We start from the raw sequence: 13,600 nt of genomic DNA, 5'->3' as shown, positions 1-13,600 counted from the left end.
TGTGCCGATGTGGCGGAATTGGCAGACGCGCACGACTCAAAATCGTGTTCCTTCGGGAGTGTCGGTTCGACCCCGACCATCGGTATCATGAACGTCGTAAAAAAACTCTATACAATTAGTATAGAGTTTTTTTTGTTTTCTTTTCATTACATGACAAAATAAGCACAAAAAGTGTACGGTGAGTAAACTGCGAAACATTAAAAGGATAAAAACAAACATTCAATTTTATCCTTTTAATTGCGGTATTCTATAATATTCCCTTCGAGCACTCTAGAGAGAATTTCTCCACCCCGGTGACATGAAGTTAAATCCGACACCACCAGTAGATATTAGTACATGATCAGCTGTTAATTTCGTAATTTCTAAAAACTTCTTTTCAAACTTTTCTCTGTTGTATTTGTACATAGTTGAGTGGCACGACCACATGTGCGTTGAAGTACTCAACCAGTCCCCTAATTCCTTCAATTCAGGAAACGCCTCAAATTGGATTGGTTCATCTAATTTCATGAATCTTACTTGATAGATAGTTGGGTTTAACTTCTCTCCTATTCCTTTAAAAGCATGTGATTTTTTCTCATTTGAATGTGTCATAATTCTCCCTCCACCTTTTCTTCAAATTTTTCCCTATTTTTATTGTACAGCAATAGAAAGTAATTATGGGAATATTATGGAAATCGGTATCGGCAATATAAAAAGACTCTAACAGAAATGTTAGAGTCTTTTTTGTTAAATTATATTATGTGATGCTAAAATTCGTAATAAACTTAGGAATTCATGTATAATATAACTTGTCGAAAGAACAAAATGATAGTGATTTATATTATGTCTGTAATATGAATCAAAAATGAACTTTTTATATTTCTTTTAAAAATGTGTTGAACACACATTATATTTCATATTAATATTTTTATGTAGATTTAAAACGAGAAAGAGAGTGGAAAGTATGGGCCGTAAATGGAACAATATTAAAGACAAAAAAGCATCGAAAGATGCAAATACAAGCCGTATATACGCGAAATTTGGACGTGAAATTTATGTGGCGGCAAAACAAGGAGAGCCAGATCCAGAATCAAACCAAGCGCTTAGAGTCGTATTAGAACGTGCGAAAACATACAATGTACCAAGAACAATTATTGATCGTGCAGTTGAAAAGGCAAAAGGCGGTTCAGAGGAAAATTATGACGAGCTTCGTTATGAAGGATTTGGACCAAATGGAGCTATGGTTATTGTAGATACACTTACAAATAACGTAAACCGTACTGCAGCAGATGTACGAGCTGCATTTAGCAAAAACAGTGGTAACATGGGTGTAAACGGTTCTGTAGCTTACATGTTTGATGCGACAGCTGTTATCGGCCTTGAAGGTAAAACATCAGATGAAGTTCTTGAAATTTTAATGGAAGCAGATGTTGATGCACGTGACATTCTAGAAGAAGAAGATTCTGTTATCGTGTATGCTGAACCTGATCAATTCCATTCAGTACAATCTGCACTTAAAGGTGCTGGTGTTGAAGAATTTACAGTTGCAGAATTAACAATGCTTGCACAAAGTGATGTTACACTTCCCGAAGATGCTCAAGTACAATTTGAGAAAATGGTTGATGCATTAGAAGATTTAGAAGATGTGCAACAAGTTTACCACAACGTAGACTTAGGAGAATAATACGATAGAAGCCCTGTCCGTTTAACGGATAGAGGCTTTTTTTATGAAGTTAATTAAGTTGATGAATTAGTAAAGGTATTTTGTTGTAGACAGGGAATATGCTTATAGGGATATATGAAATAATCATTATTTCTAGGAGGTTTAATATGGAACATAAAACACCAAAGCATATCGTTGCTGTAGCAGGTTATTTAACAAATGAAAAAGATGAAGTGTTATTAGCTAAAGTACATTGGCGATCGGATACGTGGGAGTTGCCAGGAGGACAGGTGGAAGAAGGAGAAGCGCTCGATCAAGCAGTTTGTAGGGAAATGTTTGAGGAAACCGGTTTAACTGTGAAGCCGGTTGGAGTTACAGGTGTTTACTATAATGCTTCTATGCATATTTTAGCTGTTGTTTTTAAAGTGGCATATGTGAGCGGTGAAATAAAAATTCAACCTGAAGAAATACAAGAGGCTAAATTTGTTGCTTTAAATGAAGAGAATATAGATGAGTATATAACGCGTCCTCATATGAAATCCAGAACGCTTGATGCGATGAGAGCAACACATTATATTCCGTACGAAACGTGGGAAGTACAGCCGTATAGTTTAATAGGAAGATTGTAAAGAAAAGAGTGACTGATTTGAGATACATTCAAATCACTACTCTTTTTTTTGTATACTGTTTAAGAAAAAGGTCAAAATAATAATAGCGCTAGTATTGATTTGTAGAACGTTTGTTCTGTATAATGGATTTATCCCGCTATTTGCCGGGCAGCTCAATTGGTGAGGGCTAATAATCAGTGGGGATGAACAAAACCTCCACTGATTAAAGTTTCACTTTATATGTTATATACATTTAGATTACTAGATAGTTAAAAGTACATATATTTGTAGATGATATAATTAAAGTGTAAAGTGAAAATATAATAGTCTTAAGGGTTACTCTCTTATTGGTTATTCGTACTTTAACATACCTATATTCAATATTTCAGATGAATAGTAGATAAAAAAAGACTGTGATACAATACTTTTTTATCCGACTATTTGCTGGGCAGTAAGCCTGATTGATGAGGGCTTATTAAAGTTTCACTTTATACCTTACAATGATGTAAGGTACGTGTAAGAGAAATCGATGGGATATTTTTTTACAACAATGTATTCTTAAAGTAAGAGTTATATGCTGTGTGGAAAAGAGGTGTTCAAGATGAAAGAACGAGTATTATCTAGGGTGAACTATCATCAAAAAGTTGCATTAAATCCAATGACTAAACTTTTTTATAAAGCCATTATATTATTATTATTGTTAAGTTGTACGTTATTATTCATTGGAAATGTAATGATTGAGCAAAGTGATATTAGTAAATTACATGTGCCGGCTAAGTTAGAGGTACCAGAATCATTAACACATGCATTTATTGCGACAGAAGATAAAAGATTTTATCATCATAACGGTTTAGATTATATAGCAATTATTAGGGCCTCTGTTGAGAATATAAAGGCTGGTGGTGTCGTACAAGGAGGAAGCACGATTACACAGCAGCTATCTAAAAATGCTTTTTTAACGAATGAACGTACATTTTCTCGTAAGTGGAAAGAGATTTTTTATACGAAAAAAATTGAACGTACATTTACGAAGGATGAAATTTTAAAATTATATGTAAGTAACATTTATTATGGAGAAGGAGCATGGGGAATTGAAAAAGCAGCAAACCTTTACTTCGGTAAAAAGGTGAACCAATTAACGTTGGCTGAAAGTGCAATGATGGCTGCTGTAGTAAAAGCACCTGCTTATTACTCACCTGCCCAAAATTATGATAAAGCAGTAGAGAGACGAAATGTCGTTTTGAGACTAATGGAGAAAGAAGGCTATATAAGTCATGATGAGTATGTTCAAGCAGTTAGTGAGAAATTGGTAATTCGTCATGATATAAAAATAGAGCAGTCGATGTTAAATAGCGCGCGTAAAAAAGCAGTAAGTTAAGAGAAGTTCCTACAGAGGAGCTTCTTTTTTTGAATAAATTGTGACAAATTGTGACACAATATCGTCACAATTATTGTGTTTTTGTAATTTATGTGAGCGTGTTCATTGCGTGACGTATATAAGTGTTGATATTATGTGTATTGTGTACAATGCTGTATACAGAATATGAATTTAAAGAGGAATGTATATGAAATCAAATAAACTCATGGCTCTTGGTATAGTTTTTTCTATCGCAGTATTGATTGTAATTGGAACAATTGCGTATAGCATCATAAATGACAAAAAAGATAAAGGGAATGAGATGTTTGCTTATTCCACGCAACAATCTTTAGGGAAAGATGATGCTCCAGTTAAGGTAGTTGAATTTGGAGACTTCAAATGTCCTGCTTGTCGTACTTGGGATGTAACAGTATTACCTCGATTAAAAGAAGAGTATATTGATAAAGGCAAAGTGCAGTTATATTTTATTAACTTCCCATTTATCGGAAAAGACTCGGATTTAGGTGCAGCAGCTGGTGAAGCAATTTATAAACAAGATAAAGATTCATTCTGGATTTTCTATGATGAGATTTATCAAAATCAAAAGAAAGATACGGAAGAATGGATTACAGAAGATTTGCTTCTTAGCATTGTGAAAGAGAAACTTCCAAAAGTTGATGTAGAGCAATTTAAGAAAGATTTACACAGTAAAGAAATTACAGAAAAAGTACGTAAAGATTCAGATCGTGCTCAAAAATTAAAAGTTCAAGGTGCTCCTTCAGTATATGTAAACGGAAATCTTGCAAACCCTGATTTCGATAGTATGAAGAAGGCCATTGATAAAGAATTGAAAAAGTGATGAGGTCTCTCATCACTTTTTCGACTTTTTTCGATAAAATTCTTGCCTCTATTTTTTTAACATGCTATACTACTTTACATAAGTTATTCTAATATCTTATATGTAATTCATATTTGCGGGTGTAGTTTAGTGGTAAAACAAGAGCCTTCCAAGCTCTGGTCGAGAGTTCGATTCTCTTCACCCGCTCCAAATTTTATTAAATGTTTTTCTATAAATTGTGATCAACGCAGTGTTTCGTTTCCGAGATAAACGAGGCATTGCGTTTTTTAATGTTTGAAAAATATAATTACATGCGAAAATAGAAGTAAATAATAGTATTCCAAAAGTGAATTACTAACCAATAAAGTCGTTACATAAGGGATGATGGATTCATCTGAGGAGGCGATTAAGAGTGGATTTTGAACAATTAAAGCAAGATGTAATTGCGTATAGTAAAACAATTGGCATAGATAAAATAGGCTTTGCGAGTGCTTCTCCTTTTGAGGAATTAAAGCAGCGCTTAATCCAGCAACAACAATTAAATTATCAATCTGGATTTGAAGAGCCTGATATAGAGAAGAGAACGAATCCGCAACTTTTATTACCGGGTGCTAAATCAATTATTGCGATTGCTTTAGCATATCCTTCAAAATTAAAAAATGCACCATTAAGTAAGCGTGGAGAACGCCGTGGAATTTTTTGCCGTGCTTCTTGGGGACAAGATTATCATCTTGTTTTACGAGATCGTTTGCAAAAATTAGAAGCATATTTAATTGAAAAACTTCCGGATATAGAAGTGAAGTCCATGGTTGATACAGGTGAATTAAGTGATCGAGCTGTATCAGAGCGTGCAGGCATTGGCTGGAGTGGGAAAAACTGTGCTATTATTACACCTGAATTCGGTTCGTACGTATACTTAGGGGAAATGATTACAAATGTTCCATTCCCGCCAGATAAGCCGATAGAAGATCAATGCGGGGGCTGTACGAAATGTATCGATATTTGTCCTACAGGTGCTTTAATACAGGGGGGACAGTTAGATTCGAAGAAGTGTATTGCGTTTTTAACACAGACGAAAGGATTCCTACCTGAAGAATATCGCGATAAAATAGGAAATCGTATATATGGATGTGATACGTGTCAGACTGTTTGCCCGAAAAACAAAGGAATGGATTTTCATAATCATCCTGAGATGGAGCCGGACCCTGAGCTAGTTAAACCATTATTAACACCACTTTTAACAATTAGTAATCGTGATTTTAAAGAGAAATATGGGATTATGTCAGGGTCATGGAGAGGGAAAAAGCCACTGCAAAGAAATGCGATTTTAGCATTAGCACATTTTAAAGAAGCATCGGCAATTCCTGATTTAATTGGTGTTATGAAAGATGACCCAAGACCGGTATTGCGCGGAACGGCAGCATGGGCACTTGGGAAAATTGGGGGAGATGGAGTAGGCGAAGCGATTGAGAAAGCGATGGAACGTGAGAAAGATGAAGAAGTACTTCATGAAATGAAGCGCGGGCTTGAATTGTTAGCACAGAAAAAAGAGTAGATAATATTTCCCTTTTTCATATTGTAATATGGGAGGGAAACGAAATGGCTGTAAAAATGAATATTGAAAAGCAAGTACAACAGTTTTTAGCATATATCACAGAGAAACGAACAGACGTGGATGGTATTGCTGAGGATTTACTACAAATGGCACAGAGAAAGAAACAATTGTTTCAAAGGCGTAGTGCACATATAGTGAAAGCAACTGCGGATGTTTCTTTCATTAGACAATTAAATAGTAATGACCATCAAGAAATTGATTATCAAATACATTTTAAATATTTAATTAAGCATAAAGAATTATTTTATATTGAAGAGGAACAATTAAAACGAAGAGTTTGTTTAAATAATAGTCGGATTATAGGCGATTATGATATTGAAGTGTCAGAAGAAATTAGAATGGGTGAGACATTAGAAAGGGAAATTACGAAAGAGAAGTACGGTTCTTATCAGTATAATCGTTTAGAGGCAGTGAAATATGCAGAGCGTTGGTGGGATGACCGAAATCCTATGTATCGTAATTTCCCTGATAATTGTACGAATTTTATTTCTCAATGTCTTCATACTGGAGAAGTACCTATGAACGGATATCCTAATATTCGTAAAGGATGGTGGCAAAGGGAGAATCAGTGGAGTTGGAGCTGGGCTGTTGCACATTCTTTTTATTGGTATTTGTCAGGTGCTACAACAGGACTTCGAGCAGAGGCGGTAGAGAGGCCAGAAGAACTTATTCTTGGAGATGTTATTGCTTATGATTTCGAGGATGACGGAAGATGGAATCATACGACGATTGTAGTAGCAAAAGATGCAGATGGTATGCCGCTTGTAAATGCACATTCAGCGAATAGCCGTCGACGTTATTGGAACTATGAAGACTCTAGTAAATATACACCACAAATGAAATATAAATTCTTTCATATTATTAATGGGTAGAGATTTTTCGCTCAAGTGGTATAATACGTAGTAGACAAAAAACAGAGGTGAATATCGCGTGGGAGTACATGTTGTTTTATATCAGCCAGAAATTCCAGCAAATACAGGGAATATTGCTCGTACTTGTGCAGCAACTGGAACAGAATTACATTTGATTAGACCGCTTGGATTTTCAACGGATGATAAAATGTTAAAGCGTGCCGGATTAGATTATTGGCAGCACGTGAAAATTACGTATTATGATTCAATTGAAGAATTTTATGAAAAAAATAAAGATGGTGAATTCTTCTATTTAACGAAGTATGGCGAAAAAGCTCATACAGCGTTTGACTATAGCAAGCGCGAGAAGGATTACTATTTTGTATTTGGAAGAGAAACAAACGGCTTACCAGCTAATGTAATCGAAGAAAACTTTGATCATTGTTTACGTATTCCAATGACAGATAAAGTACGTTCATTAAATTTATCTAATACAGCAGCAATTTTAATTTATGAAGCGTTCCGTCAACAAAATTACCCTGGATTAGATTTAGAAATCGTTTATTAAAAGTCGCCATATGGCGACTTTTTTTTATAAAATAAAAATAATATGTAATCATACATTTAAAAGAGAGGACATAATCATATAGAATGGGATATATGATTAAAAATAGATAAGACGGGTTGAGATAAATATGAAGGAAGAATATAGTAATCAAAATACCTTTTTAAGTATGATAGATATGGATTTAATTAGACAAGGATTATTACATGCTATTCAAGATTTAGTATTTATTTTGAAAGTTATTGATGATGAAACGTTTAAATATATGTATGTGAATAGAATAGGAATGGATTATGCTAGGTTAAGCGAAGAGTGCTATGGAAAAACTTTTGCAGAAGTATTACCAAAAGATATAGCGGGGATATTGCAAAGGCAATATGAAAAAGTAGTGAGAGAAGCGAAAGCACACACATTTTGTGATGTAGTCAAATTACAAAAAGGTGAGATACATTATGAATCTTCACTTAATCCTGTCTGCGATGAAGAAGGAATATGTCAATTTGTTATTTGTATTACAAGAGATATTACAGCTCAAATTGAGGAGAAGACAGAGATAGAGGAAAAACAAATGTTATTTAAGTCGTTACTAGAATATAATAATGACTCAATTATATCTATAGATTCTATAGGGAGAGTTACATATGCAAACCCGGCAACGTATGAAATATTTGGATACCGGTATGAAGAGTTAAATAATAAATTTATTTTTGAATTCATTAATAAAGAATATGAAAAAGACTTTCAAATTCTATTTAAAGGAGCTCTGCAGGGAAGAGCAAAACAAATTGTTTCAAAGAAATATGTTCATAAAGAAGGGTACGAGCTATATATTTCTTTGAGAACTATCCCGATTATTGTGAACGGTGAAATTGTTGGAGTTTATATTGTTACGAGAGATGTTACAAGGCAAGTATTAAACGAAATGCGAACAGAATATTTAGCCTACTATGACCAGTTAACGGGATTAATGAATAGAATTTCATGTACAAATAAGTTAAATACTTTTTTAAAAGAGAGTATAAATTTTGCGCTTGTATTTATAGATTTAGATGAGTTTCATCGTATTAATGATACATTTGGTCATAAAGAGGGAGATAAAGTATTACAAAAAGTTACAGAATGTTTAAGCAATCTAAAAATAGAAGGTATGCACTTATTTAGAGAACACGATGATCAATTTGTTATGTTAATAGAAAATATAACGAAAGAATGTGTAGAGGAAATTGCAAAAGGCATACTGAAAAATATTAGTGAATATTTTGTAATCGAGGAAGAAGATGTATATTTAAGTGCGTCAATTGGAATTGTAATGGCTCCAGCAGATGGAGAAGATGAAAAAATACTATTTCAGAGGGTCGATGCTGCTTTAGAAAAAGCAAAAGAAAAAGGAAAAGGACATTATCATTTTTATTGTAGTGGATTAGACTGTGAGCGTGAACAAAGGTTTATAATAGAAAACCAGTTACATCGTGCTATAGAAAAAAATGAGTTTTTCTTATATTATCAGCCACAAATTAATATTGAAACGAAAAAAATAGCTAGTATGGAAGCTTTAATAAGGTGGGAGAATAAGGAATTAGGATTTGTTTCTCCAAATCAATTTATTCCGTTGGCAGAAAGAACAGGATTTATTATTAAGCTCGATGAATGGGTAGTAAATCAAGTGTGTCAGCAACTGCGCGAATGGTTAAATAAAGGATATGAAGTGGTCCCAATTGCAGTTAATATTTCAGCTAGACACTTTCGCTCTATTACATTAATAGAGATGATTACACGGGCTTTAAATAAGTACAATGTACCAGCTTATTTATTAGCGATAGAGGTTACAGAAGGAGCTCTTATACATAAAGATATATCGAAGAGAGTGTTACTACAATTAAAAGAACAAAATTTAAAGATTCATTTAGATGATTTTGGAACAGGCTATTCATCTTTAAGTTACTTGAAAACATATCCAATTGATACTTTAAAAATTGATCGTTCTTTTATGGAAGGTATACATATAGATGAACGTGATACGAATATTACAGCTGCAATTATTCATTTAGCTCATACTTTAGAACTGAATGTAATTGCAGAGGGAGTAGAAAAAAAGGAGCAAATACAGTTTTTGAAAGAAAAGAATGTGAAGCTTGTACAAGGTTATTATTATAGTCGACCATTATCCAAATATGATATGGAAAATATGTATTATAAATAATGTATAAAAAAATGATGTGCTAAAAGCACATCATTTTTTATGTGTACCTGGTTTGTCATTGTAACCAGATGTAAAAATAGCTGTAAGAAATGTGAGTGATACACCTAAAATTAATAATAATTTCATACTAATATCCTCCTTACTTTTTTCGGTTCACGAGTTCTATTTATTACCCAAAATGTATGTAAGGTTCTTAGAAGAAAAGAATTTATTTATAATGAATAGCAGTGTGAAAACGTTAATACCTATATTATACAGAATTTTCTTTGAATTTTGGAGAGAATTTTAGCGTGCTATTATATATTTCGTTTTGATTTAAAGAATGTTTAAGGACATCCTAGCATACCTTTTATAATAATCCGATTGAACAAGGAGATGGGGGAGGAGCTATAATGGATATTCTAAAAAAGATTGAACAGCATCGAGCAGCAGAAGAACGGTTACAATGGGAAGGTACGTTTGCGGAGTATTTGGAGCTTGTGAAAGAAAGACCATGGGTGGCTCAAACAGCACACTCTCGCATTTACAATATGATAAAAGATGCTGGAATTGAAGAAGTTGATGGTAGAAGAAAGTATAACTTCTTTAGTAATCAGCTCTTTGGATTAGAGGATGCTCTAGAACGTCTTGTAGAGGAATATTTTCATCCATCCGCAAAACGATTAGATGTTAGAAAAAGAATTTTATTATTAATGGGTCCTGTTAGTGGAGGGAAATCAACGTTAGTTACGATGTTGAAACGAGGATTAGAAACATATTCACGAACAGATCGTGGAGCAATTTTTGCAATTAAAGGATGCCCAATGCATGAGGATCCACTGCATTTAATTCCACATCATTTACGAGATGATTTCTTTGATGAGTATGGGGTTAGAATTGAAGGAAATTTATCACCACTAAATGTCATGCGTTTAGAGCAAGAATACGGATCAAGAATTGAGGATGTAGTTGTAGAGCGTATTTTCTTCTCTGAAGATCGCCGTACAGGGATTGGTACATTTAGCCCGTCTGATCCAAAATCACAGGATATTGCAGATTTAACAGGTAGTCTGGACTTTTCTACGATTGCAGAATATGGTTCAGAATCAGACCCGCGTGCGTATCGATTTGATGGAGAATTAAATAAGGCGAACCGAGGAATGATGGAGTTCCAAGAGATGTTAAAATGTGATGAGAAGTTTTTATGGCACTTATTATCGCTTACGCAAGAAGGGAATTTCAAAGCGGGAAGATTTGCGCTTATTTCAGCAGATGAATTAATTGTAGCGCATACGAATGAAACAGAGTATCGCTCATTTATAGCAAATAAGAAAAATGAAGCATTGCACTCAAGAATTATTGTAATGCCAGTTCCTTATAATTTACGAGTAAGTGAAGAAGAACATATTTATGAAAAAATGATTCGTGAAAGTGATGTGTCGAATGTTCACATTGCACCACACACACTTCGCGTTGCAGCAATGTTCACTATTTTAACTCGTTTAAAAGATCCGAAGCGTCCGGATATTGATTTAATTAAAAAGATGCGTTTGTATGATGGAGAAACGGTAGAAGGTTATAATGCGATTGATGTAGAGGAGCTACAACGAGAATATCAAGATGAAGGTATGAAGGGTATTGATCCTCGTTATGTCATTAACCGAATTTCGTCTACAATCATTCGAAAAGAGGTACCATCTATTAACGCGTTAGATGTACTTAGATCTTTAAAAGATGGGCTGGATCAGCATCCATCGATTAGTAATGAAGACCGTGAACGTTATATGAATTTCATCTCATTAGCGAGAAAAGAATACGATGAAATCGCGAAGAAAGAAGTACAAAAGGCGTTTGTTTATTCATATGAAGAATCGGCTAAGACACTTATGGATAATTATTTAGATAACGTCGAGGCGTACTGCAATAAATCGAAATTACGTGATCCGTTAACAGGAGAAGAAATGAGTCCAGATGAAAAATTAATGCGCTCAATTGAAGAGCAAATTGGGATTTCAGAAAATGCTAAGAAAGCGTTCCGTGAAGAGATTTTAATTCGCATTTCTGCTTATGCCCGTAAAGGAAAACGCTTTGATTATAATTCACATGAACGTCTTCGTGAAGCGATTCAGAAAAAACTATTTGCTGATTTAAAAGATATAGTGAAAATTACAACATCAACGAAAACGCCAGACGAAAATCAGCTTAAGAAAATCAATGATGTTGTTGCGCGTTTAATTGATGAGCATGGCTATAATTCTTCTTCAGCAAATGAATTATTACGCTATGTAGGTAGCTTGTTAAACCGATAGTTTGATAACAAAACGCTGTCTCTTGTATTTTGCGGGACAGCGTTTTATTATCCGTTCATATGTGTATAAAGTGTCATACCTTGTCCAAATGTAATAAATTAAGATGCAATTTCATGAATTTATTGTCAATTATTTTTACAATATGCATATGATAGAGTAACCAACCATTCATACGAAAAAAGCCAACACAATACAATATGTTGCAAAGTAAAAATGTGTGCAACAATGCATTGTGTTTCTTTCTTATCAGTGGCTGAATATTTCTTTCTATTATGTGAGTGGCAAAATTTTGTTTAGGATGCTCGGGTATTGTATGAAAAACGTTATAAATGTTTATGGGATGATTTTCTGTGGGCAGTTACCTTTCAAATATTCTAGCTTGCACAGTACAGAACAAAATTTATAGATTGCTGTTCATAAAGGAAGACAATTACAGTAAGGAGGGAAAGGAATGGGCGAAGAAAATCAACCAAATTATACGATTTCACAGGAAAACTGGTCCCTCCATCGCAAAGGATATGACGACCAACAACGCCATCAAGAAAAAGTACAAGAGGCAATTAAGAATAATTTACCCGATCTTGTAACAGAAGAAAGTATAGTTATGTCTAATGGCAAAGATGTTGTAAAAATACCAATTCGTTCTCTAGATGAATATAAGATTAGATACAATTATGATAAAAATAAACATGTTGGGCAAGGAAACGGTGACAGTAAAGTTGGTGATGTCGTTGCGAGAGATGGATCAGGTGGTCAAAAACAAAAAGGGCCAGGAAAAGGGCAAGGAGCAGGAGATGCAGCTGGGGAAGATTACTATGAAGCTGAAGTCTCTATTTTAGAATTAGAGCAGGCGTTTTTCAGAGAGTTAGAGCTGCCTAATTTAAAGAGAAAAGAAATAGATGAAAATCGGATTGAACATGTTGAATTTAATGACATTAGAAAAACAGGATTATGGGGAAATATCGATAAGAAACGAACAATGATATCTGCATATAAACGAAATGCGATGCGTGGTAAAGCATCTTTCCATCCAATTCATCAAGAAGACTTAAAGTTCCGCACTTGGAATGAAGTATTAAAGCCAGATTCAAAGGCTGTTGTGTTAGCGATGATGGATACGAGTGGATCGATGGGAATGTGGGAGAAGTATATGGCACGTAGCTTCTTTTTCTGGATGACAAGATTTTTACGAACAAAGTATGAAACAGTTGATATTGAATTTATTGCTCACCATACAGAAGCGAAAGTCGTCACAGAAGAAGAATTTTTCTCAAAAGGAGAAAGTGGCGGAACAATATGTTCTTCCGTATATAAAAAGGCATTAGAACTGATTGATAATAAATATTCACCAGACCGCTATAATATTTATCCATTCCATTTTTCAGATGGTGATAATTTAACATCAGATAACGCTAGGTGTGTAAAGCTTGTGGAAGAATTAATGAAGAAATGTAATATGTTTGGATATGGGGAAGTGAATCAGTATAATCGCCATAGTACACTCATGTCAGCCTATAAAAATATTAAAGATGAAAACTTTAGATACTATATTTTAAAGCAAAAAGCAGACGTATTTCATGCGATGAAAAGCTTTTTTAGAGAAGAATCAGGTGAGAAAATGGCATAACCTCTTTTA

At 34.1% G+C, this 13,600-nt stretch carries 11 protein-coding genes and 2 tRNA genes; 12 read left to right on the top strand and 1 reads right to left on the bottom strand.

Annotation, left to right across the window (positions count from 1 at the left end; all coding sequences use genetic code 11):
* The first annotated feature begins 3 nt into the window (after nucleotides 1–3).
* Nucleotides 4–85 (top strand) — tRNA-Leu (locus N2V92_RS04780).
* 185 nt (nucleotides 86–270) lie between these two features.
* Here the strand turns inward: N2V92_RS04780 and N2V92_RS04775 are convergent.
* Complete coding sequence (locus N2V92_RS04775) at nucleotides 271–591, bottom strand: DUF3884 family protein (protein ID WP_000149824.1); 321 nt, start codon at nucleotides 589–591, stop codon at nucleotides 271–273.
* A gap of 352 nt (nucleotides 592–943) precedes the next feature.
* On the opposite strand from N2V92_RS04775, the gene N2V92_RS04770 reads away from it, so the two are divergent.
* The 11 genes from N2V92_RS04770 to yhbH all read left to right on the top strand — a co-directional run bounded on the left by N2V92_RS04770 (nucleotide 944) and on the right by yhbH (nucleotide 13,591).
* A complete protein-coding gene (locus N2V92_RS04770) occupies nucleotides 944–1,663 on the top strand; it encodes a YebC/PmpR family DNA-binding transcriptional regulator (RefSeq protein WP_000532954.1) in 720 nt (239 codons plus the stop codon).
* 146 nt (nucleotides 1,664–1,809) lie between these two features.
* Nucleotides 1,810–2,271, top strand: a complete 462-nt coding sequence (locus tag N2V92_RS04765; RefSeq protein WP_000400451.1) for an NUDIX hydrolase — start codon at nucleotides 1,810–1,812, stop codon at nucleotides 2,269–2,271.
* Nucleotides 2,272–2,851: 580 nt separating this feature from the next.
* Nucleotides 2,852–3,628, top strand: coding sequence for a transglycosylase domain-containing protein (locus N2V92_RS04760; protein ID WP_000664718.1), 777 nt, complete (start codon nucleotides 2,852–2,854; stop codon nucleotides 3,626–3,628).
* A 187-nt stretch (nucleotides 3,629–3,815) separates the two neighbouring features.
* Nucleotides 3,816–4,466 (top strand): DsbA family protein, encoded by a 651-nt coding sequence (locus N2V92_RS04755; RefSeq protein ID WP_000841308.1) that lies wholly within the window; start codon nucleotides 3,816–3,818, stop codon nucleotides 4,464–4,466.
* 115 nt (nucleotides 4,467–4,581) lie between these two features.
* Nucleotides 4,582–4,655, top strand: a tRNA-Gly gene (locus tag N2V92_RS04750).
* A gap of 202 nt (nucleotides 4,656–4,857) precedes the next feature.
* On the top strand, nucleotides 4,858–6,000 hold the full coding sequence (queG, locus tag N2V92_RS04745) for a tRNA epoxyqueuosine(34) reductase QueG (RefSeq protein WP_000345208.1): 1,143 nt from the start codon (nucleotides 4,858–4,860) through the stop codon (nucleotides 5,998–6,000).
* Nucleotides 6,001–6,044: 44 nt separating this feature from the next.
* The gene (locus tag N2V92_RS04740; RefSeq protein WP_000279323.1) at nucleotides 6,045–6,932 is read left to right on the top strand and encodes an amidase domain-containing protein; all 888 of its coding nucleotides are present in this window, start codon (nucleotides 6,045–6,047) and stop codon (nucleotides 6,930–6,932) included.
* Between the two features lie 58 nt (nucleotides 6,933–6,990).
* On the top strand, nucleotides 6,991–7,479 hold the full coding sequence (gene trmL, locus N2V92_RS04735; RefSeq protein ID WP_000538147.1) for a tRNA (uridine(34)/cytosine(34)/5-carboxymethylaminomethyluridine(34)-2'-O)-methyltransferase TrmL: 489 nt from the start codon (nucleotides 6,991–6,993) through the stop codon (nucleotides 7,477–7,479).
* A gap of 127 nt (nucleotides 7,480–7,606) precedes the next feature.
* Nucleotides 7,607–9,676 (top strand): sensor domain-containing protein, encoded by a 2,070-nt coding sequence (locus N2V92_RS04730; protein ID WP_000657163.1) that lies wholly within the window; start codon nucleotides 7,607–7,609, stop codon nucleotides 9,674–9,676.
* A 392-nt stretch (nucleotides 9,677–10,068) separates the two neighbouring features.
* Nucleotides 10,069–11,964 carry a PrkA family serine protein kinase gene (locus tag N2V92_RS04725; protein WP_000353273.1) on the top strand — a complete coding sequence of 632 codons (1,896 nt, stop codon included), beginning with the start codon at nucleotides 10,069–10,071 and terminating at the stop codon, nucleotides 11,962–11,964.
* Nucleotides 11,965–12,415: 451 nt separating this feature from the next.
* Entirely contained in the window at nucleotides 12,416–13,591 is a 1,176-nt protein-coding gene (yhbH, locus tag N2V92_RS04720; RefSeq protein WP_000503516.1) for a sporulation protein YhbH, read from the top strand.
* Nucleotides 13,592–13,600 lie beyond the last annotated feature (9 nt).

The sequence above is a fragment of the Bacillus sp. CH_48 genome, from assembly GCF_038008465.1.
In the GTDB taxonomy this organism is placed as follows: Bacteria; Bacillota; Bacilli; order Bacillales; family Bacillaceae_G; genus Bacillus_A; species Bacillus_A thuringiensis_S.
This window is presented reverse-complemented; position numbering and strand designations above follow the sequence as displayed.